The sequence below is a fragment of the Desmospora profundinema genome, assembly GCF_031454155.1.
GTDB lineage: Bacteria > Bacillota > Bacilli > Thermoactinomycetales > DSM-45169 > Desmospora > Desmospora profundinema.
In genome coordinates, this window is the sequence record NZ_JAVDQG010000002.1 from 83,414 (window position 1) to 106,204 (window position 22,791).

At 52.5% G+C, this 22,791-nt stretch carries 25 protein-coding genes and 1 tRNA gene; 5 read left to right on the forward strand and 21 right to left on the reverse strand.

What is annotated here, in order from left to right; all coding sequences use genetic code 11:
- Nucleotides 1-169: 169 nt before the first annotated feature.
- Nucleotides 170-736, forward strand: coding sequence for a TVP38/TMEM64 family protein (locus JOE21_RS04020; protein WP_309862687.1), 567 nt, complete (start codon nt 170-172; stop codon nt 734-736).
- A 186-nt stretch (nt 737-922) separates the two neighbouring features.
- Here JOE21_RS04020 and bluB read toward each other — a convergent pair whose 3' ends face one another.
- The 4 genes from bluB to JOE21_RS04040 all read right to left on the reverse strand — a co-directional run bounded on the left by bluB (nt 923) and on the right by JOE21_RS04040 (nt 6,779).
- Nucleotides 923-1,588, reverse strand: a complete 666-nt coding sequence (bluB, locus tag JOE21_RS04025; RefSeq protein ID WP_309862690.1) for a 5,6-dimethylbenzimidazole synthase — start codon at nt 1,586-1,588, stop codon at nt 923-925.
- 207 nt (nt 1,589-1,795) lie between these two features.
- Nucleotides 1,796-2,473 carry a uracil-DNA glycosylase gene (locus JOE21_RS04030; protein WP_309862692.1) on the reverse strand — a complete coding sequence of 226 codons (678 nt, stop codon included), beginning with the start codon at nt 2,471-2,473 and terminating at the stop codon, nt 1,796-1,798.
- A 171-nt stretch (nt 2,474-2,644) separates the two neighbouring features.
- Complete coding sequence (gene odhB, locus JOE21_RS04035) at nt 2,645-3,922, reverse strand: 2-oxoglutarate dehydrogenase complex dihydrolipoyllysine-residue succinyltransferase (protein ID WP_309862695.1); 1,278 nt, start codon at nt 3,920-3,922, stop codon at nt 2,645-2,647.
- Nucleotides 3,915-6,779: a 2-oxoglutarate dehydrogenase E1 component gene (locus JOE21_RS04040; RefSeq protein WP_309862698.1), complete on the reverse strand. Its 2,865-nt coding sequence runs from the start codon at nt 6,777-6,779 to the stop codon at nt 3,915-3,917. The genes odhB and JOE21_RS04040 overlap by 8 nt, the downstream gene beginning before the upstream one ends.
- 443 nt (nt 6,780-7,222) lie before the next feature.
- Between JOE21_RS04040 and JOE21_RS04045 the strand changes: the two genes are divergently transcribed.
- The gene (locus JOE21_RS04045; protein WP_309862701.1) at nt 7,223-7,852 is read left to right on the forward strand and encodes a lytic transglycosylase domain-containing protein; all 630 of its coding nucleotides are present in this window, start codon (nt 7,223-7,225) and stop codon (nt 7,850-7,852) included.
- A 26-nt stretch (nt 7,853-7,878) separates the two neighbouring features.
- On the opposite strand, the gene JOE21_RS04050 is transcribed toward JOE21_RS04045, so the two are convergent.
- From JOE21_RS04050 to JOE21_RS04080, 7 genes are all read right to left on the reverse strand, one after another.
- Nucleotides 7,879-8,985 carry an ABC transporter permease gene (locus JOE21_RS04050; RefSeq protein WP_309862703.1) on the reverse strand — a complete coding sequence of 369 codons (1,107 nt, stop codon included), beginning with the start codon at nt 8,983-8,985 and terminating at the stop codon, nt 7,879-7,881.
- 2 nt (nt 8,986-8,987) lie between these two features.
- Complete coding sequence (locus JOE21_RS04055) at nt 8,988-10,286, reverse strand: ABC transporter permease (protein WP_309862706.1); 1,299 nt, start codon at nt 10,284-10,286, stop codon at nt 8,988-8,990.
- 13 nt (nt 10,287-10,299) lie between these two features.
- Nucleotides 10,300-11,232: an ABC transporter ATP-binding protein gene (locus tag JOE21_RS04060; protein ID WP_309862711.1), complete on the reverse strand. Its 933-nt coding sequence runs from the start codon at nt 11,230-11,232 to the stop codon at nt 10,300-10,302.
- A gap of 123 nt (nt 11,233-11,355) precedes the next feature.
- Nucleotides 11,356-11,988: a response regulator gene (locus JOE21_RS04065; protein WP_309863791.1), complete on the reverse strand. Its 633-nt coding sequence runs from the start codon at nt 11,986-11,988 to the stop codon at nt 11,356-11,358.
- Complete coding sequence (locus JOE21_RS04070; protein ID WP_309862713.1) at nt 11,988-13,127, reverse strand: histidine kinase; 1,140 nt, start codon at nt 13,125-13,127, stop codon at nt 11,988-11,990. Before JOE21_RS04070 ends, JOE21_RS04065 begins: the two co-directional genes overlap by 1 nt.
- Before the next feature lie 109 nt (nt 13,128-13,236).
- Nucleotides 13,237-13,312 (reverse strand) — tRNA-Ala (locus JOE21_RS04075).
- A gap of 110 nt (nt 13,313-13,422) precedes the next feature.
- On the reverse strand, nt 13,423-14,055 hold the full coding sequence (locus JOE21_RS04080) for an MBL fold metallo-hydrolase (protein WP_309863794.1): 633 nt from the start codon (nt 14,053-14,055) through the stop codon (nt 13,423-13,425).
- Nucleotides 14,056-14,217: 162 nt separating this feature from the next.
- Between JOE21_RS04080 and JOE21_RS04085 the strand changes: the two genes are divergently transcribed.
- Entirely contained in the window at nt 14,218-14,802 is a 585-nt protein-coding gene (locus JOE21_RS04085; protein ID WP_309862715.1) for a YhcN/YlaJ family sporulation lipoprotein, read from the forward strand.
- A gap of 56 nt (nt 14,803-14,858) precedes the next feature.
- Here JOE21_RS04085 and JOE21_RS04090 read toward each other — a convergent pair whose 3' ends face one another.
- Nucleotides 14,859-15,314, reverse strand: coding sequence for a pyridoxamine 5'-phosphate oxidase family protein (locus tag JOE21_RS04090; RefSeq protein WP_309862720.1), 456 nt, complete (start codon nt 15,312-15,314; stop codon nt 14,859-14,861).
- 214 nt (nt 15,315-15,528) lie between these two features.
- Here JOE21_RS04090 and JOE21_RS04095 point away from each other — a divergent pair, with 214 nt between their 5' ends.
- Nucleotides 15,529-15,705: a DUF2197 domain-containing protein gene (locus JOE21_RS04095; protein WP_309862722.1), complete on the forward strand. Its 177-nt coding sequence runs from the start codon at nt 15,529-15,531 to the stop codon at nt 15,703-15,705.
- Nucleotides 15,706-15,722: 17 nt separating this feature from the next.
- Here the strand turns inward: JOE21_RS04095 and JOE21_RS04100 are convergent, their stop codons facing one another.
- From JOE21_RS04100 to JOE21_RS04140, 9 genes are all read right to left on the reverse strand, one after another.
- On the reverse strand, nt 15,723-16,022 hold the full coding sequence (locus tag JOE21_RS04100) for a hypothetical protein (protein WP_309862726.1): 300 nt from the start codon (nt 16,020-16,022) through the stop codon (nt 15,723-15,725).
- A gap of 62 nt (nt 16,023-16,084) precedes the next feature.
- Nucleotides 16,085-16,372, reverse strand: a complete 288-nt coding sequence (locus tag JOE21_RS04105; RefSeq protein ID WP_309862728.1) for a YlaH-like family protein — start codon at nt 16,370-16,372, stop codon at nt 16,085-16,087.
- 84 nt (nt 16,373-16,456) lie between these two features.
- Nucleotides 16,457-17,302 carry a deoxyribonuclease IV gene (locus JOE21_RS04110; protein ID WP_309862729.1) on the reverse strand — a complete coding sequence of 282 codons (846 nt, stop codon included), beginning with the start codon at nt 17,300-17,302 and terminating at the stop codon, nt 16,457-16,459.
- Between the two features lie 99 nt (nt 17,303-17,401).
- Nucleotides 17,402-18,139, reverse strand: coding sequence for a glycerophosphodiester phosphodiesterase (locus JOE21_RS04115; protein WP_309862731.1), 738 nt, complete (start codon nt 18,137-18,139; stop codon nt 17,402-17,404).
- Between the two features lie 13 nt (nt 18,140-18,152).
- Nucleotides 18,153-18,461, reverse strand: coding sequence for an iron-sulfur cluster biosynthesis family protein (locus JOE21_RS04120; RefSeq protein ID WP_309862734.1), 309 nt, complete (start codon nt 18,459-18,461; stop codon nt 18,153-18,155).
- A 2-nt stretch (nt 18,462-18,463) separates the two neighbouring features.
- Nucleotides 18,464-19,150, reverse strand: a complete 687-nt coding sequence (locus tag JOE21_RS04125) for an endonuclease III domain-containing protein (protein ID WP_309862737.1) — start codon at nt 19,148-19,150, stop codon at nt 18,464-18,466.
- 2 nt (nt 19,151-19,152) lie between these two features.
- Entirely contained in the window at nt 19,153-19,911 is a 759-nt protein-coding gene (locus tag JOE21_RS04130) for a fumarylacetoacetate hydrolase family protein (protein ID WP_309862740.1), read from the reverse strand.
- Between the two features lie 53 nt (nt 19,912-19,964).
- Nucleotides 19,965-21,500, reverse strand: coding sequence for a leucyl aminopeptidase (locus JOE21_RS04135; RefSeq protein WP_309862742.1), 1,536 nt, complete (start codon nt 21,498-21,500; stop codon nt 19,965-19,967).
- A gap of 150 nt (nt 21,501-21,650) precedes the next feature.
- Nucleotides 21,651-21,842 carry a YkzI domain-containing protein gene (locus JOE21_RS04140; protein WP_510183839.1) on the reverse strand — a complete coding sequence of 64 codons (192 nt, stop codon included), beginning with the start codon at nt 21,840-21,842 and terminating at the stop codon, nt 21,651-21,653.
- A 297-nt stretch (nt 21,843-22,139) separates the two neighbouring features.
- Between JOE21_RS04140 and JOE21_RS04145 the strand changes: the two genes are divergently transcribed.
- On the forward strand, nt 22,140-22,766 hold the full coding sequence (locus JOE21_RS04145) for a YktB family protein (RefSeq protein ID WP_309862744.1): 627 nt from the start codon (nt 22,140-22,142) through the stop codon (nt 22,764-22,766).
- The last annotated feature ends 25 nt before the right edge of the window (nt 22,767-22,791 follow it).

The following is a 22,791-nucleotide window of genomic DNA, read 5'->3' on the forward strand; positions in this document are numbered from 1 at the left end:
TAGGATTGGAAAAAGAGGTCTCCTTTTCCTTAAAAGGATCTGTGATACCATGGTTCGCGATCGTCCCGAAAAGAGGGGTGGAATGGAAGAGTGCAACGGTTGCTTTACTAACTCCCGGCTTGTCTTATATGATGAAGAAACCACATCACATTTTTTTATGGAGCAGACTATGACGGAAAGTTTTATTCAGTGGCTGGAAGAATGGGGCGTATGGGCCGCACCAGCCAGTATTGCAGTCAACGCGGGGGTCAATGTGATCGGATTTATCCCCAGTGTGTTTGTCACAGGCGCCAATGTCTGGATCTGGGGACCTTTTTGGGGGTTTTGGCTCTCCTGGGCAGGGGAAGTGCTGGGGGCGGCAATCGCTTTTTTTCTGTTCCGCAAAGGAATTCGCCGCTGGCAACGACGGCGGAACAAACCGGATTGGCGATGGATTCGCAACCTCAACCGCTGGCCTCCCGGCAGGCAGTTCGCATCCATCCTGCTGGCTCGCATCGCCCCCATGGTACCTTCAGGCGCCGTCAATCTCCTGGGAGCTTTCACCCGCATTCGATTTGAACTTTTTCTTCTGGCGACCATGATCGGCAAAATCCCCTCGATTGCTTTGGAAGTGTTGGTCAGCTATGACGTCATGCATTTCCAGGAAAACGCCTTTCGTCTCGTTACTATATTGACCATGCTGCTTCTGGGATGGTGGATCTGGCGGTCCTGGAATCGACAGCGGGAGAGCGAGTGAAAATGGAAGGAGAGAAAATGAATGGGATCAAAACAATCGTTTTTTGAACAATTTTACATCCGAAGAGGTTTTGGCATCGTCGCCCAAAAACCTGCATAACCCCGCAAAGCAAACGGGAGCCCGGGCTATCAGCCGGGCTCCTGAGACGATCGATAAAATTTCTCCTATATCCCCATGCTCCCATTTTTAATTTTCCATATAAAATGGTTGTCCCCACCGATCTTTAAATACAAGGGTTGACAGCTTGGTGCGGGATTTCCATCCCACTTCCTGCAACATCGGCTGTTCTCGAAATTCCACGGGATAACCGATACACAGATAGGCTATCAGCTTTACTCGGTTTGGGAGCCCCAAGAGTTTCTCCGCTTTTTCCGGGTCCAGAATACTGACCCAGCCCACCCCGATTCCTTCTGCCCGTGCTGCCAGCCATAAATTCTGCACGGCAAGGCATGTACTGTATAGATCCATTTCAGGCATTTGTCCTTGACCGAATTGAAAAGACGCATCTCTTCCCCGATCACAGGTAACAGCCAGGTTAAAAGGGGCTTCCAAGATTCCTTCCAACTTTAAACGCTTATATAATTTCTGTCGTTTATCTTGAGAAAGTTTTGCCACTTCCTCTCGGTTTGCCTCCTGAAACAGTTCCCTGATTTGATTTCGAATCGTGTAAGATCGAATCACGATGAAGTTCCAAGGTTGTTTAAACCCTACGGAAGGGGCGTGGTGAGCAGCCTCTAGAATCCGTGTCAGCTTATCCACTGGTACCGGATCAGAACGAAAGTGACGAATATCGCGACGTGCCCGGATCACCCGGTATAATACTTCCTTCTCCTCTGTTGTGAAATGTTCCATTTCTGTTACCCCTTTACTTATAGGGTACGGTAACCCCACCTTGACTTTGTGTGATGTCCAGCTTAAATGGAAATCAGACAAAGGGATCGACAAACAATATTATCAATGGTATCCGACAAAAATAAAAAGAAGAACGGAAGTTGAACCTTAGGAGCCCGGCTGATTTGCCGGGCTCCTGTTTGTTGAGGAGACTCCCTGTCGTCATGGTTATGAATCGGTGATCCGCCAATCGACCTCCGGCTGCCCGGTTTCGCGCAGGGCTTGGTTGATCCTGGAGAACGGCCGGCTGCCAAAAAACCCCCGTTTGGCTGACAAAGGGGAGGGATGAGCTGATTCGACGATGATATGTTTCCCCGTGTCGATCCACTTCTTTTTCTTTTTGGCGTAGTTCCCCCACAAAACGAAAACCACCGGCTCCGATTTCTCATTCACTGCTCGGATCACCCCATCGGTAAACCGTTCCCATCCTTTATTCTTGTGGGAATTGGGCTGATGGGCGCGAACCGTCAATACGGCATTGAGCATCAAAACCCCTTGTTGAGCCCAAGGGACCAAATATCCGTTTTTAGGCGGGGCGTATCCCAAATCATCCTGCAATTCTTTAAACATATTTCGCAACGATGGCGGATGGGCTACTTCTGGACGAACGGAAAATGAAAGGCCATGGGCTTGTCCGTCGTTATGATAGGGATCTTGCCCCAACAACAGTACTCTCACTTGTTGATAGGGGGTCCATTCCAAAGCGGAAAATAGATCGGATTCCGGCGGATACACCACGTGCCTGCTCCGCTCCTCCTCTAAAAACATCTTCAATTCTTGTAGATACGGCTGCTTCAGTTCCGCTTCCAGCACATGGGGCCAATCATTGGGCAACGAAAATGCCATTTCTTTCCCCTCCGCTCCACTCTGAGATGATGAACGTAATCGTCGAACTTCTGTTCGTTATTCAGGATACATTAGTTTTCCAATTTTGTGTACGGGTTCCCCGAATATTTTTTTAGAACCATCAACAAAAATCAAAAAGGCGACCCTTTATGGCCGCCTTTTTGGGGCGAATCAGCCTTCCAGTAACAACACCTCGGGATCTTCCAGCATCTCCTTGATCCGAACCAGAAAGCCAACCGCTTCTTTGCCGTCGATAATGCGATGATCATAGGAAAGAGCGATGTACATCATCGGGCGGCTTTCGATGGTTCCATCCGGAAGCGTGACCGGGCGTTGTTGAATCTTGTGCATGCCCAGAATCCCCACTTGCGGGGCGTTCAGAATCGGTGTGGACAGGAGTGAACCGAAGATCCCGCCGTTGGTGATGGTAAACGTCCCTCCGGTCAAATCGTTTAAGGAAAGGGCGTTTTCTCTGGCTTTTTTCGCCAGGGAAGCGATCTCTTTCTCGATTCCGGCAAAACTCTTCCGATCCGCGTCACGAACCACGGGTACCACCAAGCCGTCATCCGTGGAGACGGCGATCCCGATGTCGTAATACTTCTTGATCAGAAGTTCTTCTCCCTGGATTTCAGCGTTGACCAAGGGGTAGGCCTTCAACGCTCCGATCACCGCTTTGGTGAAAAAGGACATAAAGCCCAGATTCACATCATGCTGCTCTCGGAAAGATTCCTTGCGGCGACGGCGAACTTCCATGACCGCCGTCATGTCCACCTCGTTAAAGGTGGTCAACATCGCGGCGTTCTGCTGGGCCTGTACCAATCGATTGGCGATGGTTTGGCGGCGGCGGGTCATCCGAACGCGTTCCACCGGTTTGGCAGGGTCATCTGCCGGCCGCTTACTGTCACCGGCTTTCGCCTGTTGGGGAAGCTTTCGCTCATCGGACGGGGCAGGAGCAGGTTTGGTTTCCGGCTGTTTTCCATGAGCGTCCACATCTTCTGTCGTAATCCGGCCCATGGGATCTCGTCCGCTTACTTTGGAGAGGTCGATGCCCCGCTCACGGGCGCGTTTACGGGCGGCGGGAGTAGCCCAGGAAGAATCACCGTTGTCTGTTTCACCAGTTTCCTCTCCCCGGGGATCAATAGCATCGACCGCTTCCCCGACGGGCGATGCCTCCTCCGCTTTCTCACCGGATGCGCCGTCGGCACCTGCTTCAGCACCTTCGGCCAAAAGAGCGATCACTTCCCCCACTTCCACGGTGTCGCCTTCCTGTTTCTTGATCTTTCTCAGGACACCGGCATGTTCCGCCTGGATCTCCAGGCTCACTTTATCGGTGTCCAGTTCTAACAGTACATCGCCTTCCTCTACCGAGTCCCCTTCACTCTTGACCCAGTTGGCGATGGTCCCTTCCGTAATGGACTCCGCCAATTCCGGCACTTTCACTTCAATCACGGCGATTCCCTCCCGAGTTGGTTGCGGCTTCAATTCTCAGATTTAGGGCTTCATTTACAATTCGCTCTTGCTCAATCCGGTGGACGTCGGGAACACCTTCGGCGGTACTGGACCGCTCCCGGCGGCCGACGTATTTCACGGAAACGCCTATCGGTGCCAATGCACGGACCCGAGGTTCCATGTACTGCCATGCTCCCATATTTTTCGGTTCTTCTTGTACCCAGATAATCTCCTCCAGGTTACCGAACCGGCGAATCGCTTCCGCGATCTCCTCACCAGGGAACGGATACAGTTGTTCCACCCGCAAAATGTGAAGATGATCGTATTGACCGGCACCGTCTAACGCTTCTTCCAAATCGATGGCCACTTTTCCACTGCACAGAACCAAGCGTTTCACCCGATCGGGAGTGCCGCCTGTAGTGGGGCTTTCCAACACGCGGCGGAAAAAGCCCTGTTGCAATTGGGAACCGGGAACGGCCACACGTTTGTTCCGAATCAAACTCTTGGGTGTCATCAACACCAGGGGACGTGCTTCTTCCTTGCCGACAAAGGCGGCTTGACGACGCAGCAGATGGAAATATTGAGCCGCACTGCTCAGGTTGGCCACTGTCCAGTTGTTTTCCGCCGCCAGTTGTAGGAAACGTTCCAAGCGGGCGCTGGAATGCTCCGGCCCTTGCCCTTCATATCCGTGGGGCAATAACAGAACCAAGCTGGATTTTTGTGCCCATTTGGCCCGACCTGCCGCCAGGAACTGATCGATGATCACCTGACCCGCATTGGCAAAATCTCCGAACTGGGCTTCCCATAACACCATCGTCTCCGGAGCGGCTACGTTATAGCCGTATTCGAAACCGAGCACCGCCGCTTCCGACAGGGGACTGTTGTGAATGGCAAAGGTCGCCTTGGCATCAGGCAGGTGGTGCATCGGGCAAAAGGACTTTCCGGTTTCAGGATCATGCAAGACCAGGTGGCGGTGGGCAAATGTCCCCCGTTGGGAATCTTGACCGGTCAAGCGAATCGGAGTGCCTTCCACCAATATCGTGGCATAGGCCAGTGATTCCGCATGGGGCCAGTCGATACGAGCCTCGTCCGTGTCAAACGCATCCGTACGACGGGACAAAATCCGTTCCAGCTTGGGATAAACGGTAAACCCTTCCGGTTTATTCAGAAGTTCTGCATTCACCTTTTTCAGGATTTCCGCCGGTACTCCGGTCTCCACCTGGGGCCAGTCAGAAGCCACCACTTCCGGTGGAAGCAGTTCCTCATCCATCTCCCCGATCTCGATTCTTTTCGTTTTCTTATACGCGATTTTAAGTTTCTCTTGCACGGATTCTTCCACTTTTTTCGCTTCCTCTGAGGAAAGCACCCCTTGGGAAACCAGCGACTGCGCGAAGCGTGTCCGTACCGTCGGATGTTTTTTAATCAGGTTATATAATTGATGCTGTGTAGCGGCCGGATCGTCCATCTCGTTATGGCCAAACCGGCGGTATCCGATTAAGTCGATCAAAAAGTCCTTATGGAAACGGGCTCGATAATCGCAGGCAAGGCGCATGGCAGCCAGACAGGCTTCCGGATCGTCCGCATTGACGTGGACGATCGGCACCTCAAAGCCACGGGCCATATCACTGGCGTAAGTGGTGGAGCGGGAGTCCACACTCTCCGTGGTAAAGCCCAGTTGGTTGTTCGCGATAAGGTGAATCGTCCCTCCGGTTCGATAACCGGGCAGACGGCTTAAGTTCATCGTCTCCGGTACAATCCCTTCTCCCGGAAAAGCCGCATCCCCATGGATAATGACAGTAAAGGCTTTATTCATGTCCTGCTCGGGATGACCCGCACCCTGCCGTGTCTCTTGTGCAGCACGAGTAGCCCCCTCCACCACCGGATTGACAAACTCCAAGTGGCTGGGGTTGTTGGCCAACGTCACTTTGGCATGGAGCGAATCCCCTTCATCCACATTCCGCTCCCCGCCAAGGTGGTATTTGACATCGCCGGTCCAACCATAGTTAATTCCGATGGACCCCTCTGACGGGACCAATTCTTTATTGGGGGCATGATGAAACTCGGAGAAAATGATTTCATACGGTTTGCCCAAAATGTGGGCCAACACGTTGAGACGTCCCCGGTGGGCCATTCCCAACAATACATGGCCAATTCCACCGTGGACGCTGCAATGAATCAGCTCATCCAGCATCGGCACCATCATATCGATGCCTTCAATGGAAAATCGTTTTTGTCCGACAAAGGTTTTATGGAGAAAGCGTTCAAACTCCTCCACTTCCGTCAGCCGTTCCAGCAGCTTCTTCTTCTTATTATCGCTTAATGGCTTTTGAAACTGATGGGATTCCACCATCCGTTCCAGCCATTTCCGTTCTTCCAGATTGTGAACGTGGACAAATTGAAATGCAATAGACTGGGTATAACTCTCCTTCAGCCGCTGAATCACGTCCCAGCCCGTACGGGCCCCTTCCGGTGCATCTTCACCGAAAACCGTAGCCGGTAGCGCTTTCAAATCCGCCTCCGTAAGCCCGACGGATTCCGGTTGCAATAAGCGGGTATCCACCTGTTCATCCGGCTTCAGGGGGTTAATGCGAGCAGCCAGGTGACCATAGGTGCGGATGTTTTGCGCCAAGCGCTCAGCCGCCACCACTTTGGACATGTTCAGCCTGCTTGCCACCGCTTCCGTTTCTTTTCTTTCCTCTTCAAGCGGGGGACCCCAGCGCTCAAACAAATGCCGGATATCAGGGTCAACCGCTTCCGGGTTTTGACTGTACACTTCATACTGTTCCTGGATATAACCCAGGTTGGGACCATAAAATCGTTGCCATGGATTGGAATTGCCAGATCCGTCGGTCGCCATTCACCAAACCTCCAACTTTCTGTTTAAAAACTCTCCCTTACCTCTATACCTCTATCCCCTCTCCACGTCAAGCCCAAACTACGCTCTTTATGAACGAAGAAGACCCTTTTAACCCCGTAGAACCGGCCATTTAAACAAATTTATCCACGGTCGAAAAAATCACGCACCTCACAAAGGGCATCATGAACGGCCTGGTTTAGAATTCCATCCTTTGTATGATTTACTCTCTCCCGCCTGGCTACCCCTTTCTTGCCCATATGGTGAAAAAAGGATACGATTCTCCCGAATCCCGTGCTCGCCTTGCGAGTGGCAGTGACGGATCCTATGCAAACGGGAGGAAACCTCAGCCCATCATCTTGAAACAAGAGTCGATTTCCACTCGTTAATGCAATGAACTAATCTCCAATTGATAACCAGTACCTCGAATCAGGAGGAATTCGAACATGCGACCATCCCGCCGGAAAAGGAAAACCGACTTCCTCCCGCTGATCCTGGCCCTCGCACTCTTCGCCTTCTTCATGCTGAAATTTCCAGATCAAACGGAGAACGATCGCATCGGTGGTTCCCTCTCAGAACAGGGGAAACGGGAGATCCCAGAAGAATACATCCCGGTCTACCAGGCTGCAGAAAAGGAATACGGCGTACCGTGGCAATTGTTGGCGGCTGTCCATCGAGTGGAAACCCGCTTCTCCACCATGGATCCCATGATCAGCCCTGTCGGGGCAAAAGGGCATTTCCAGTTTATGGACTGCACCTGGCTCGGTTGGAATTACCATCGATGCGGAGGATTGGGGAGTCTTCCCGATGGTGAGAAAGTGGATATCACCGATCCTGCACTGATCGCACGGTACGGCGGTTACGGCGTCGATGCCACCGGAAACGGGAAAGCCGACCCCTGGGACCTGAAAGATGCCGCTTTTTCAGCCGCCAACTACTTGTCTGACCACGGTGCTGCCGATGGCGACCTGGAACGAGCATTGTTCCAGTATAATCGAAGCAACGCGTATGTCCGTGAGGTGATGCGTTATACGGAAGCATATTCGGGAGATATGAATTTGGCCAATGAACCGTAATGGATATCTTTATGACCTCCCATCATTCAGCCCTTCCGTCGTTCCATCAAGTTAATACCGATACCCATGCACAATACGCCGAATAACAGCATCATGGAAAGAGGATGAACCAAATCCATTACCCCCTGGCTTTCAAGCGCCGCTCCCTTTAATGCATCCATCCCATAAGTGACTGGAATCACCCTGGAAATAGCCAACATCACCTCATTGGACACAGCTTCAAGGGGCCAATACGCACCGCCGAGCATGGCCATACTGACCGCTACGATGGGAATCACAGCCTGAAGCTGCTCCGGAGTTTGAACCAATCCAATCAACAACATACCCAAGGCCACGATTGCAAAGGTATAACAGCCGGTAATGAAGAGTATGGTGCCAAAACGATCTCCCAGATCAAATCCGAATGCATACTGAAAAAGAAGGAAGATCACCAGGACTTGCACATAACCGATCACAAAACAGTACAACAGATGCCCCAAGTAGATTTGCCATTTGCGCAGAGGCGATAAGATCAGGCGATCCCAGGTTCCCCTTCGCTTTTCTTCCGCCACCGTACTGAGGCTGTAGGTGATCGTATAGATGGCAAAAAACAATGTCATCCCGAATAAGCCTTGCAATTGTACAGCCCGTGTAAAGGAGTCTCCCTCTCCTGCCAAAGAGGTTGTCTCAACCTTTAGAGCAGGCTCGGCTAGCAACCGTTCCACTTCAGCGCGAATGGGACTTTCGTCCCCTCCCTGTGCTGCTGCTCTCAATCGCAGCTCTTCCCCATACACTCGCTTCAGGTGCTGATCCACCAAGTACCGGTTAGGGTCATCCGCAGCAGCCAAGATGCGGTAATCGCTCTCCATTAACTTGACTGCCAGTGGCACCTCTCCCCCAGCCACGGCTTGCCTCGCCTCATTCTCCTCCGTCCACTGAAACTCCATTCCATCTGCTTCATTTAATTTTTTCAGCCAGATATCCCTCTGTTCTTCTTTCCAAGCGGAATCGGAATAGACGTATAGGGTCAACGAATGGTCGGACATAAACCCGGCAATTAAGAAAACGAAAAACACGGTCATGGCGCTGAAGGAGAGCACCAGACCGGGTGCCCTTCGAAACCGCCGCCACTGCAACAAAAAAATGGACTTCATGATCAGACCGACCTCCTTTGCGGAAAAATCAGCACGCCGGCCGCCAGAAACAGGATCGAAGCGCCTGCCAACCTGCTCAGAGGCAGAAACAAGGCTTCACCATCCATGCCCTGCACCCACTGCAAATAGGCGGATAAAGCGGCCCCATTCGGCGTCCAGTGTCCAATCGATTGCACGACATCCGGCAGTCCGGAGATGGGAAAGAAGCTGCCGCCGACAATGGCAAAAATACTGACAATCCCACCCGCAAATACATAGGTGACGGCCGCACTGTTGAAACGAACAGTCAGTGCCGTTAAAAGGGCAGCAAGGGTTCCCACGCAGAGGGATAAAACCGCTGTAATCACAGCCATCCCCAGCCAAAAGTCAACCGTTTCTCCTATAAAGGTTTGAAGCACGAGAGTGGACAGGCTGAATAATACAAACAATTGAACAAAAGCAAGCACGGTTGCAGATACGACTTTCCCTCCCAAATAAACGAGAGGATGTCTGCCTGAAAGCAAGATTCGGTTCATCACATGCTGCAACTTCTCCACATGCGCTTTACCCGACATGGTGGAGGCGACAAACAGCACAAACATGACCGCCATACTCAGTGTGTAGTATTGAAAAGAGCTGACCGGATCGCGCTTGGAGACCGTTATTACCCCTCCGAGGTCTGCTATTCCTACTGATTCTTCTGTTCTCAGGCCATTGCTGGATAATGATCCTCCATCTTCTCTCAAGGCGTGAACAACAGCCGTCTCAAAATTAAGCGAACGAACGAAGCTTTCGACAATATCATGAAATATCTTGGTCGATAACGAACGATAGTCATCGACCGTTATGTGGAGCTTTCCTCCCTTTCCTTCATCGAGGAGCATTTTTTGAAGGGAGAGATAGGTGAAATGTTCAGGAACCGTCAGGATCGCGGCAACCTCTTCCTCTTTCAACGCCTGCTCCGCCACCGAAGCATCCAGTTCAACCGTTTCGATCATGTCGCTTACGCCTTCAGCGTTTAAGACATCTTGCAACCGTGTATAAGGACGGATAGAAACCGCCGTTTGTTGCAGGTGGTTACTCACCTCTTCCGGAAGAGGTCTTTCTTCCAGCTCTTTCACAAATCGCTTGACACCCTGCTGTTCATCGTCCTGTTGGACAATGGCCACTTTCATCTGGAGCGCTTCGGTGTCACCTCCCATCACCCCCCGCAATGCAAATCCGAGGATGACGATTAAGAGAAAGGGCATCAACAGGAGAACGAGCAGTTCTGTTCGATCCCGCACCACAACCAGGATGTCTTTCTTCAAAAAAGCCCCCATCCAATCCCCCTCCTCAATCTCTCAGCTTTCGTCCTGTTAAGTGCAAGAACACGTCTTCTAAGGTCGGTGTTTGTACATGGACATTCAAAATTTGTACTTCGTGGCGTTCCGCCGCTTGAAAGACGCTGCCCAACAACCGCTTTCCTCTTGGAACCATCAGCTTTAACCCTTTTTCTGTTTCACTGATCTGTTGAATGCCTTCATAGGACTGCAGTTCAGCGGTCAGGTCCGGGTATGGACGATCCAAATCAATCCAGATCGTTTCCTCTCCGGATAAAATGCTCTTCAACTCGTCCTTGCTGCCGGCAGCAATCACACGACCGTGATCCATAATGTACACCCGGTCACAAAGTCGCTCCACTTCTTCCATATAATGACTGGTATATAATACCGTCAACCCTTTTTCCCGATTGAGCTGACGTACCATCTCCAGAATATAGCTTCGAGACTGCGGGTCTATCCCGACAGTCGGTTCATCCATCATGATCACCTCGGGCTGATGCAGCAATGCCGCGGCGATGTTGATCCGTCTTTTCATACCTCCAGAATACGTTTTAACGACTTCGTTTTGCCGCTCCTTTAGCCCGACCAATTGCAATACGTCCTGAATGCCGCTTTCCAGCGCCTTCCCTTTTAGTCCGTAAATTCGGCCGAAAAACGTTAAATTTTCGTAGGCGGTCAATTCCTCATACAGCGCAATTTCCTGCGGAACCACCCCTAACATTTGGCGAACCGATCCCGGCTCTTTCACCACACTGCTGCCATGAAGCTTCACATCTCCTGAGGTTGGTTTAATCAGCGTGGACATCATCGCGATCGTCGTCGATTTCCCTGCTCCGTTCGGTCCTAAGAGCCCTACTGATTCGCCTCTGTCCAAATACAAGCTGACCCCTTCCACCGCCGTCTTTCCTTTGTACACCTTTGTTAACGCTTCGGTTTCCAACACCGCGATCTGCCTCCTCATACTCTGATTTGGTTGAGATACAAAGTATACAGACAAAAAGACAGTGCTCCCACTGTCTTTGGTCACTCGATATTCATGCCGAGCATGACTGTAGTCATCTATTTGTTAAACCAAATTATGTCTGATCGCATAAATCGCCAGCTGTGTCCGATCGCGCAACTCCAATTTATCCAGTATCTGACTGATATGATTTTTGACTGTACCGATAGAAAGGCCCAGCTCGTCTGCGATCTCCCGATTGCTGCGTCCTTCCCCTACCCGCCGCATAATATCCAACTCCCGGGGTGTGATGGAGGAATCGACCGGCTCTTCTTTCATCGGTTTCAACAGACGCGGCATCACTTTTGCCGCCACATGCTCTTGCAAGGAAAGTCCCCCGGTCATACAGCTTTTGATGGAGCGGATCAGTGCTTCCGGCTCCGCATCCTTCAACATATACCCACTCGCTCCGCTCTTCAGCGCTTCCAGCGCATATTGGTCATCATTAAACGTTGTCAACATGAGTACTTTTCGCTCCGGCCAACGCGTGCCAATCATTCGAGCCGCTTCCAAGCCATCCATCTCCGGCATTTGTATGTCTAACACTACCACATCAAACACATGTGTTTCGCACAGGGATACCGCTTCTTTTCCATTGCTGGCCTCCCCGGTGACCCGCATCCCGCTGTCCGTCTCGATCATCATTTTTAATCCTTGCCGCACCAACCGCTGATCCTCTGCCAGCAGGATTCGAATCATCAACCCACCCTCTCCTTGTTTCGCATGGACAAAGTACCGCGCACCACAAAGCGATCTTCATCCTGAACGACTTCCAACTGTCCCCCCACCTGTTCCAACCGTTCGCTCATGGAAATGAGTCCAAATCCTTCTCGGAAAGAGGTATGTTCTTTTATTGGATTGGAAACTTCAAAACGAAAAATGCTCCCACCCGGTGCCTCAAATAAAATCTCTGCCTCTCGTGCCTCACTGTGCCTCATCACATTGGTCAACGCTTCCTGGACCGCCCGGTACACAGCAATGATCTGCCTGTTGTCAAGAGGGGCTGAAAAGGCTCCGTGTTTGACAGAAAATTGTACACGGATAAAGCTTTCCGCTTCCAGCTTGCGAATCAGGCCGATAACGGCGGATAATCCGCTGATCTCATCCTGCTTCAGCGTTCTTACCGCTCGCCTCGTTTCCTCCAAGCTTTCCCTAGCCAGATTCTTCAACTCCCCCAAGGGACCTTTCATGTTCTCATCCGCCTGCATCCGGAACACTTCCAGCTGCATCAGCAAACCGGTCAATTGATGACCGACCGCATCGTGGATCTCCCGCGCGATTTGTGTCCGCTCCTCCTGCCGTGCCACCTCTTCATTGGATGTCAGACGGCGCTTCATTTTCCGGTATTCAGTAAGCAACGCGTCATTTCGTAGTAACGCTTCCTCCTCACCATGCCGCGTCTTCTTATAAACAGCAAACGCCAAAGCGATTAAGCAGGCATAGAGAACGATAAAAACCGGCAGGAAGGCTGACTGTCCCATCAAAGCTTGGATGATCGCACCCGAAAACAGGATAATGCCAACCAATAGAGCATGTTGCCAGGGCAGCCGATAAACGGCTTTTCCAGCTATAATCGAATAGACGAGGAGTATGAAAGGGTTGGGACCCTCCCCTTGCCCCGGCCAAAGCCCGACAATAGCAAAAATGGAAGCCGCTATTAACAGGATCATCAATATAACCGGTTTTTTCTGAAAAAGTGGGGCCAAAAAAAAGATTGCAAAAAATCCAGCACTGATTGCAATACGCCATGCTACCTCTGTTTGATGATCAAACCCGTTAGGAAGGGCAAAAGCCCAGGTGGTAATGAGAGCCAAAAGCCAAATCCAGTAAGAACGCATGCTTTTTCCCCCAACCTGCAATTCGACCCAGAAACCCGGACCGATTTTTGTTTCTCGTTGATTCTCATGATAGCAAAAAACCCCTTGCCTAATGGCAAAGGGTTTTTCTTGGTGGAGCATAGCGGGCTCGAACCGCTGACCTCTACACTGCCAGTGTAGCGCTCTCCCAGCTGAGCTAATGCCCCCCGTATGGATTCATCATTTGCGGCGACAAATACTATTATACCGAATATCCGCGATCAGTCAACCTGTTTTTTAAAAAAGGTGTCGGCTTCCACCGACACCCTTCTTTGAATCAATCCAGCATCCCGGTCACAAAGGGATTGGTCTCCTGTTCACGACCGATGGTGGTAGAGGGACCGTGCCCGGGATAGACAACCGTTTCTTCCGGCAGCTCCATCAGCGTATCGTGAATGGAACGCATCAATCTACTGTAATTCCCGCCCGGTAAGTCCGTCCGGCCGATGGAACCGGCAAAAAGAACATCTCCGCTGAAGATCATTCCATCCACCGTAAAAGAAAGGCTGCCGGGGGAATGACCGGGGGTATGGTGCACCTGGAACGTTTTGCCCAGGAAGTGGAGTCGTTCTCCTCCCTGCAACAGTTGATCCGCCGGCTGGCAAGCGACCTCGGAAATGCCGGGAAAGAGAGCCGATCCGTTCAGCCGGGGATCGGACAACCAGGTGTTTTCTTCTTGATGGATATACACCGGCGCTTTTGTGCGTTCTCTTACCTCTGTCAACCCACCGATGTGATCAAAGTGGGCATGAGTCAGGATGATCGCTTCCACGTGCAGGGTCCGTTCCTCAATCCGGTTGATCAACTCCAAAGGCTCACTTCCGGGATCGAACACGATCCCTTTCCCTGTGGTCTCATCATAAACAAGATAGGCGTTCGTCATCACGGGACCCAACGAATACGTTTCCACTTGCAGCAAGAATCTTTCCCTCCTTTAGGTGACGCTCTTCCAATTGTTGGCTTTATAAAGGGTAACAACCGTTACAGGTTGACTCTTATCTTCGGTCAGGATACATGTTTTGACGTCACCAGGCAACACTAGGATCAACTAATCGGGAAAGGAAGGTAGGCCATGATTCATCGTCTGTTTACCCTGATCTGTCTGGTTGGCCTCCTTTTTGGCTGTCAACCGGCCAACAAGCCTCCGGTCAACGAATCGGCGCCGCCTCAAACCCCACATACGCAACGCGTTCGCCAAACCGCTCCTGAACCCCAGCGCAATGCGAACCCTCAAGCCGTGGCGGAGCGTCTGGCGGAAATCGCCACCCAGATGCCTCAGGTTCAGGGCGCCACCGCTTTGTCCGCCGGCGGATTCACAATTGTCGGCATCGATGTGGATCCGACATTGGAGCGGGGGCGGGTTGGGACGGTCAAGTATTCGGTTGCCGAAGCTTTAAAAGAAGATCCACAGGGCAGCAACGCCTTGGTAACTGCGGATGTCGACTTGGTCCAACGCCTGCGGGAATTGGCGGATGACGCCCAAAAAGGGCGGCCGTTGGCCGGTCTGGCGGAAGAATTATCGGATATCGCCGCCCGGATTGTTCCCCAACCCTCCAAACAGGTTCCCCGGCAAGAAGAGCCGCCGACACGGGTGGAGCAAGAGCGCCAAAACCAGACCCGGCAACCCAGACCCCCTCGTCAGACAGATCCCCGGTAACGAAAAAAAGCGGTCGCCAAAAGGCTGACCGCTTTGGTGTGTCTTTAAGTACCCATTCACGCTTCTTGAAGGGCGGCCATCACCTGACGGTCCAGCTTATCGGCCGCCTCTTTATCATAGGTTTTCTCATAAATCGGTTCTTGTGCGATCTTGGCCCCGTAAAACATCACATCTCGAACCGTTTCCACTTCCACTTCGATGCAAGCAAGTTTAATGGTAACACCCTCCAAGGGTTCATGGGTAACCCGTGCCCGTCCCGTGATGGCATGGGTGGTTTCCGGGCCGATCATCGTAATCGTCACATGGGGTTGCGCCTTTACATTTCCGATCATTCGAGAACGATGGCCCACTGCGATTCGGATCGTTTTCTCATCTGCTGCATACACCCAGGAAACCGCGTTCACCTGAGGGGCACCGGTTTCCTGATCCACCGTGGCAAACAGCACATACTGCTCTTTTTTCAACTTTCGAAGCAATAACTCCGGCAATTGTTTCCCTATCGATTCCGCCATTTTTCAACTCTCCTTTCTTCATTTCCATGCGGATGTGTCCTTTTCACAGGCGGGTATAGTATACTATACCTGCTCCCATCCGTACCCCGTCCGAAAACGATACGAAGGGGGACGACAAACCCCGTTTTTCATTCTTCCATACGGCTATGACCGCTATCGAACCAACATGGATTAATCTTTCCCCGCTGAAGGGGGATGGAAAGAGGGCGTTCCCATGAAAGCGGCCTGTATCTTGTGTGACCAACCGTTCACTCCTGAACCGATCCAACAGAAAAAGCTGCGCAAGCACCCCCACCGTCTCTTTCTCTGCCCTGCCTGCAACCACCGAATCACGGAACAAGTATTCGCCAGGCGAAAAGAGCAGCCGAAAGAAAACGAACCGAGAACGTAATTACCTGATCATAAGATTCAGCCTTCTTCCGGACCGCATCCAAACGTTTGGTTGTACTTCGGCTCCGCTTCGATGCTGATCAACAATTGCTCCACCTGTTCCCGGTCGTAACGCACCTCCTGCTGATGATCAGACTGCCGGTAACGAACGTGATACCCGTCCTTTTCCAACCGAACCTGAATCTCTTCCACCCCGTGATCTTCCTTTAGGATGTGGTGGAAAAAACGGGTCGTCTCCTCCGCAGATCGATCCTGTGGTCGTGCATCCGATACTACTTTGATCTGAAGCCAGTTGAACAACGCTTCCTTTACTGTCATCCCGCGTCAAACCCCTTTCCTCTCCCATTTAAGAAAAGAAGACGCAAGCGTTCCCTCTGGATTTATTCCCCTTTTTCTGGCTGTGTTTTCCTGTTTCCCATCGCCATCCGAATCCGGGCCGCTGCGATTAAAACCAGCGTGACCAAAAGAATCTCCAGAATGGGGAAAAGCAGGATATACATCAACCAGAACAAGATGCAGCCCAGAGCCAGTACGATATAGACCACCAGGGATTTTAAAATCGGAAGCTTTCGCGCAAAGGCGATCTTATAGACCGTGGCGGTTAAAACCAAAATGGTCAAATATCCGGCCCAAGGGGTTTGGCGCAAAAAATCGTGAATCGACTCCATAACCATCCTCCTTATGCCCCTCAGTCAAATGTTCTGTATTTCTAACCCTTCACTCCGTGCAGGCGGTCGGTATGGGAACAGTCCCTATACACTCGATTTTGCCTGCTTCAATTCACGCAGGTAGTTCATCTCCTCGGCATACTCCGTCTCATCATCGACGGGGGTTTCCAAGATGACGGGCAGCCCTTCAAACCGATCACACCGGAGAAATAAAGACAAGGCCGACGACCCGATTTCTCCCTGGCCGATCTTTTCATGCCGATCCTTGCGGGAGTTGTAAGGGGCTTTGCTGTCATTAAAGTGGATGGCCACCAGCTGCTTTAAATACCCTGTTTCCTCCATGGTTCGCACCAAGTCGTCGAAGCTCTCCTCATTCCAGACACCTGCGGCAAAAGCGTGACAGGTATCAAAACAAAATCCGATTTTTTCCGGGTGATCCGTCGCTTCCCGAATCTTCACTAAGTCCTCAATGGCCAATCCCAATTCACTGCCTTGTCCGGCTGTATTTTCCAATAACAAGCGAGTGGAACCTTCATATTCAGCTAAAATTTCGTTCAATGTCTCCACCATTCGACGGGTTCCGTACTCGACCCCTTCCCCCACATGCTTGCCGCAATGGACCACGGCACCCACCGCTCCGTATGTCTCCGCGATGTGCAGGTCTTCCTTGATGGAACGTACCGTCACTTCGTGCAAATCCGCCTTGGGTGTGGACAAGTTGGTGATATACGGCGTGTGCGCCACCAGAGTGATCCCTCGCTCGCGGCAGAGAGCCACTCCTTTTTCGGCATCCTTGTAATCGATTTTTTTGGGCCGCAACCCGCGCGGATTTTTGGTAAACACCTGAAAGGATGCCGCTCCCAGCTCATCGGCGCGCCGAGATGCTTTATGGAGTCCTTTGGCCACACTGATATGACAACCGATCTTCATCCTTCATCCCTCCTAAAACAAAGAAGCGCCTCACTCGGGGCGGGCGCTTCAACCTTCTTCATCATACCACCGGGCCAGTCCGCCCCGCAAGCGGCTCCATCAGGAACCCGTCGCGTTCCGTTCATCCAACAACCGGGTCACATAATCGGTAATAATGGCTTCCACCGAAACATGGAGCAAGCGTCGCATTTCCTCTTGGCGATTCACTGTGAATGGGCGCACCGGCAAACCGGCCTTGTGGCAACCTCGAACCACCTCATCCCTGGCTGTCGGCCAATAAGGGTGGATGGAAGAAGCCCCCACATGCCGGGCATAATGCCAGGGTTCAACAAGATCGGCCATGTAGAGAATGGCTGTATCGATATCCGGACGCAATTCGTGCACGGTACGCAAACTGTAGTGGTTGAAGGAAGAAAGGACCGTGCGGCCGGCCATTCCATAGCGGTCCAGCCGCTCCAACACCGCTTGTTCCAAACCCGGATAGCGGATCTTGTTGTTTTTCAGCTCAATGTTTAGCCACAACCCTTTATCCGCAGCCAAGGATAATACCTCGTCCAGAGTGGGAATCGGCTCACCGTTGAAGGATTCGCTGAACCATGAGCCCGCATCCAACCGACGGATCTCTTCCAGCGTAAGATCCCTTATCCTCCCTTTTTTACCGGTGGTACGCTTCACCGTCTCATCGTGAATCACCACCACTTCGCCGTCCTTGGTGAGATGGACATCCAGTTCCAATCCGTCCGCATCCGCTTCAGCGGCCAAACGGAAGGCAGCCATGGTGTTTTCAGGCGCTTGGGAGGAGTAACCCCGATGTGCCAATACTTTCGTCTGTCCCATGCGACATCCCTTTCTAAAAAACAAGATTAGACAAGTAGATTTGGTTGGGACTTTTCAGCCAAAAAGCATGGGTGCCCGGACGACATTCCACAAAAACCGTGGAGTCAAAGTAGGCCAGGCTGTGGCGATCCACCACCACCGTGAGATCACCGGCTTTCAAGCGGATATCATCCGGTCGTGGAAGGTCCCAGTTCATCTCATACAATACCGTTGCCCCGCATCCGCATCCTTCGTCCATCGCCGCCAACCGTAGAGCGGCATCCGGCTCCGGTTGATGCTTCATCAGTATCCGACGGGCTTCCGGATTCACGATTACTTCCACCTCTATCCCTCCCGTACCTCGCCCCTGTAGTATACACAACTTTGCCAAAGCGGGCACCCCGAACAAAGGGGACGCCCCTTCCGACAGTGGGCTTTCCCCAATTCTACCATCCAGGCATGAAGGCGGGAGAGATCTTGCGGCCATCGCAGGGTATCCCGTACCGTTTGGCGTACGGCCTCCTCATCCGGTTCGGGAATCCCCAGCCACCGGGACCAGATGCGTCGGCTGTATGCATCGGTAACAAAGGTGGCCCGTCCGAATGCGTCGGATAGAATCAGATCAGCGGTCTCCGGCCCGATCCCGTGAATAGAGAGAAGCTCGGCCCGCAACCGTTCATCGGATATGGAAGCAAGGCCGCTTTCCCCGCCCTGTTGGCTCCACCATCGGGCCAGCCGGATCAAAGTGGCGGCTTTGGCTCGGAAAAAGCCGGCCGGACGGATCCGCTGGTGGAGTGCGTCTTCCTCCTGGTCAGCCAACACTGCCGGCTTCGTCCAACCGATCTCCCGTAACGCAACGAGAGCTTGGAGAGCTTGCCGCCAAGTCGTCCGTTGCACCAATACGCCGCCAACAGCCCGTTCAAAGGGAGATTCCACTCCCCACCATGCATCGGTTGTCAACTCGGGATGCCAGCGACGAAGGAGCTCCCAACAGATACGAACCGAATCGGGAGTCAGGCTGTTTGATTCCATGATCAACCGACCACTGGATGGGACAATCGGCCCAATCCCTCAATCTCCATCTCCACGTTGTCCCCGGGAGCCAACGGCCCCACCCCGTCAGGAGTGCCGGTCAGGATCACATCACCGGACTCCAATGGAAACACCGCGGATACGGTTGCGATCAGACGCGGGATCGAATGAACCATCTCCGAAGTGGACCCTTCCTGTTTTAACTCCTGATTTACCCACAGCCGAATGATGCGGTCACTGGGCTGCCAATCCGTCTCGATCCATGGACCGATCGGTTTGAATGTGTCGTAGGATTTGGAACGGGTGAATTGCCCGTCCTTTTCTTGCTGAACGCGGTTGGTAATATCCATGGCACACGCATAGCCAAAAATATGATCCCATGCGTTCTCTTCAGAGATGTCCTTTCCCCCGGTCCCGATCACCACCGCCAGCTCCGCCTCGTGATCGATACGGTCCTCACGGTTGGGCAACCGAATCGCCTCCCCGTCCCCGATCAGCGCCGTCGGCGAAACCAGAAAAAACAACGGCTCAGCCGGCACCTCATTCCCCCTTTCCGCTGCATGCTTGGCGTAATTACGACCGATGGCAATCAATTTGCGTGGAAAAACAGGAACCGACAAACCGACTTGAGAAGCCGAAACGGGCGCTCCTTGATCTGCAAAGCCCCCCCACGGCTCTCCGACGACCGTCTGGATCCTCCCGTCCTGCAAATGATAGCCCCAGCGAATACCTTCCCCGGTCTGGACTCGAACCCACTTCATTTTTATCCCTCCTCACATGGGAAAAGCACCCGAGGCGGGTGCCTTCCCCATCTTTACTTCCCGAACCCGACAGCCAGCTGAGCCAAGGTTCGGACAGCGACTCCGGTGGCCCCTTTGGAACGAATGCCGTCTTCTTTTTTGGAATCGGCGGTCCCCGCAATATCCAAGTGAACCCAAGGGGTTTCTTCCGCAAACACTTTCAGGAACATTCCGCCCTGGATGGAACCCGCCGGTGCTCCCCCTTCGTTTTTCAGATCGGCGACGGCACTCTTCAAGTATTCCCCGTATTCCGGATACAGCGGCAGCTCCCACATTTTTTCCCCGGCCAACCGGGCTGCTTCTTTCACCTGGCCGGCCCACTCGTCGTTATTGGTCATCAAACCGGTGGTGGTATGGCCCAAGGCGACGATGACGGCACCGGTCAGGGTGGCCACGTCCACCAAGGAGGTGGCTCCCAGGCGACGGGCATAACTGATGCCGTCAGCCAACACCAATCGCCCCTCGGCATCGGTGTGTTGAATCTCAATCGTCTTGCCGCTGAAAGATCCGATCACGTCACCCGGTCGATAACCATTGCCGTTGATCATGTTTTCACAGGCAGGAATCACTGCCGTCACATTGCAGTGAGGTTTTAGACGGCCAATGGCTTCCATGGCACCGAATACAGCAGCGGCACCGGCCATATCCCCCTTCATTTCCTCCATTCCGCGTCCCGGTTTCACCTGGATTCCACCGGAATCGAACGTAATTCCTTTTCCGACGAGCCCCAACACTTTCTCGCTCTCCGGAGCCCCTTGATGAGTCAGAACAATCATCTGTGCCGGTTCTTCGCTGGCCCGGGCTACGGATAAGAGAGCATCCATCCCTAATTCCGTCAGACGATCCTCATCCAGAATGTCAATCTCCAAGCTGTATTTTTCAGCCATTTCCCGGGCACGCATGGCCAGGGTGGACGGGGTTAGTATGTTCGCCGGATCGTTTGCCAAATCCCGAGCCGTCTTGGTAGCCGCAGCAAAGGCACCCCCCCGTTCCACCCCCGCTTCCAGAGCCGATTCACTTACCCCTTCCATCGCCAGCCAGACTGTTTCGATAGCGTTCTTGTTCCCTTGTTCTTCCGTTTTATAACCATGATAGCGATAGGTTCCCAGTTCAATCCCTTCCACCACCGCTTGCACCCAGTCTGCGGAATTAAACCGCTCAGGGGTTAAGGAGTGATTGGTACTGGTATGTCCTTTTAGGTGGGGAGGAAAACAGCCGATGGCCAGCTGTTTCACACCGGCCTCCTGCGCTTTTTTTGCCGCGAGCGCCATCCCATTTCGCCACCAGTCCAAATCGAGATCCTCTTCTTTTCCCAACCCCAGAACCAAGAGGCGTTTGGAGGGAATTTTTCCCCAGTTATGTACCAAGGTAACCTCCCGGTATTTACCGGTAATCTCTCCTTCGCTCACCAGTTGCGACAGCCGGTAATCGAGGGCTTCATCCAACACACGGGTGCATCCCTTGAGCGATTCCTCCTCCTGGGTATGGACCACGACCACCCCGTCAACGGCCAGCTTATCCAACGGTTCCTTGGTGATTCTCCACTCCACGGTCGACCCCTCCTATCATGGGTTATGACAGTCATGACAAAAAAAGTGTATCCCGTCATCGGAGATACACTCATTCCTTTCGACAAGCGTGGCAAATATCCTTTTTTTATCCACAGAGAATCCCTGTCAATCCGTCGATTTGTCTTTTTGTCAAAGTGCTTCCAATTGAAGCATTTCTTTTCGCAATTCTTGCAAACGGGCTTTACATTGATCCACCCGGTGCGTGTTGTTCTCGACCAATGCCTCATACAACAGGGCCAGCTCATAATCCAACTCCAGACGCAGGACAGGGATCCTTTTTTCCGGTTCCCGGCAACGGAATGCTTTGATCACATCTTCCACGGTTGCTGCCCCCTTTCCCTTGGGAGAAATGCGTCCCCCCACTCGTCCGGACGAGAGAAGGACCGACGTTGGCCACCAACAAGATTCCATGGATCATCTGGCTCCAGCTTTGCCGCGCTGAACAGGAATTAAACCTCCGGTCTCATTGCGTGAATATTATTTCTATTTAAGATACGTCAGCCTTGCTTAGTCGGTCACGGCGGTTTCTTTCCCTTTCATCCGGCCCAATATCGGTTTGGATTGGATGCACTTGTGTTAACATAGAACCTAGATCATTCGTTAAAGGTGGTGGGTCCATTGACCTTTCCAGGTTTCACACAATCCGATTTCCAAGTCTTCACCATACCGGGCCTGGAGCCGCGAATGGAAGCGTTGAAAGAACAAATCCGCCCAAAATTGGAAGCGTTGGGAGAAGAGATGGCTCCGTTTCTGTCCGATTTGACCGGTGAAACCCTTTATGTCCATGTAGCCAAACATGCCCGACGCAGCGTTCATCCACCAGACGAAACATGGGTGGCTTGGGCTTCACAAAAACGGGGATACAAATCCCACCCTCACTTTCAGGTGGGTTTAAGGGAACAGGAATTGTTTGCCATGTTCGCTCTGATTTATGAATTCCCCCGCAAACCGGAGTTCGCCCGCGATTTCTTGGAACAGCAGGACGAACTTCTTCCAACCCTTCCTCCGGAGTTTGTCGTCTCAAAAGATCATACCCGTCCGGAAACGCATTCCTTGGAAGAATTGGGCCCCGACGGACTGCAGCAAGTGCTGGAGCGCCTACAAGATGTGAAAAAAGCCGAGTTCCTGTGCGGATCGCTCCACCATCGCGATGATCCCCTCCTAAAACAACCCGATGCACTAAAGAGGCAACTGGAGACCACCTTTTCCCGCGTTGTCCCTCTGTACCGGCTCGCCCGGTCGTAAGAAGATACAGTCCCCTTCCTCCGTG

What these genes read in the sequence shown, in the direction of transcription:
- JOE21_RS04020 (WP_309862687.1), top strand. Translation starts at nt 170, where the DNA reads ATGACGGAAAGTTTTATTCAGTGGCTGGAAGAATGGGGCGTATGGGCC.
- bluB (WP_309862690.1), bottom strand. Translation starts at nt 1,588, where the DNA reads ATGGAACATTTCACAACAGAGGAGAAGGAAGTATTATACCGGGTGATC.
- JOE21_RS04030 (WP_309862692.1), bottom strand. Translation starts at nt 2,473, where the DNA reads ATGGCATTTTCGTTGCCCAATGATTGGCCCCATGTGCTGGAAGCGGAA.
- JOE21_RS04040 (WP_309862698.1), bottom strand. Translation starts at nt 6,779, where the DNA reads ATGGCGACCGACGGATCTGGCAATTCCAATCCATGGCAACGATTTTAT.
- JOE21_RS04045 (WP_309862701.1), top strand. Translation starts at nt 7,223, where the DNA reads ATGCGACCATCCCGCCGGAAAAGGAAAACCGACTTCCTCCCGCTGATC.
- JOE21_RS04050 (WP_309862703.1), bottom strand. Translation starts at nt 8,985, where the DNA reads ATGAAGTCCATTTTTTTGTTGCAGTGGCGGCGGTTTCGAAGGGCACCC.
- JOE21_RS04055 (WP_309862706.1), bottom strand. Translation starts at nt 10,286, where the DNA reads ATGGGGGCTTTTTTGAAGAAAGACATCCTGGTTGTGGTGCGGGATCGA.
- JOE21_RS04065 (WP_309863791.1), bottom strand. Translation starts at nt 11,988, where the DNA reads ATGATTCGAATCCTGCTGGCAGAGGATCAGCGGTTGGTGCGGCAAGGA.
- JOE21_RS04070 (WP_309862713.1), bottom strand. Translation starts at nt 13,127, where the DNA reads ATGCGTTCTTACTGGATTTGGCTTTTGGCTCTCATTACCACCTGGGCT.
- JOE21_RS04085 (WP_309862715.1), top strand. Translation starts at nt 14,218, where the DNA reads ATGATTCATCGTCTGTTTACCCTGATCTGTCTGGTTGGCCTCCTTTTT.
- JOE21_RS04090 (WP_309862720.1), bottom strand. Translation starts at nt 15,314, where the DNA reads ATGGCGGAATCGATAGGGAAACAATTGCCGGAGTTATTGCTTCGAAAG.
- JOE21_RS04095 (WP_309862722.1), top strand. Translation starts at nt 15,529, where the DNA reads ATGAAAGCGGCCTGTATCTTGTGTGACCAACCGTTCACTCCTGAACCG.
- JOE21_RS04100 (WP_309862726.1), bottom strand. Translation starts at nt 16,022, where the DNA reads ATGACAGTAAAGGAAGCGTTGTTCAACTGGCTTCAGATCAAAGTAGTA.
- JOE21_RS04105 (WP_309862728.1), bottom strand. Translation starts at nt 16,372, where the DNA reads ATGGAGTCGATTCACGATTTTTTGCGCCAAACCCCTTGGGCCGGATAT.
- JOE21_RS04110 (WP_309862729.1), bottom strand. Translation starts at nt 17,302, where the DNA reads ATGAAGATCGGTTGTCATATCAGTGTGGCCAAAGGACTCCATAAAGCA.
- JOE21_RS04115 (WP_309862731.1), bottom strand. Translation starts at nt 18,139, where the DNA reads ATGGGACAGACGAAAGTATTGGCACATCGGGGTTACTCCTCCCAAGCG.
- JOE21_RS04125 (WP_309862737.1), bottom strand. Translation starts at nt 19,150, where the DNA reads ATGGAATCAAACAGCCTGACTCCCGATTCGGTTCGTATCTGTTGGGAG.
- JOE21_RS04130 (WP_309862740.1), bottom strand. Translation starts at nt 19,911, where the DNA reads ATGAAGTGGGTTCGAGTCCAGACCGGGGAAGGTATTCGCTGGGGCTAT.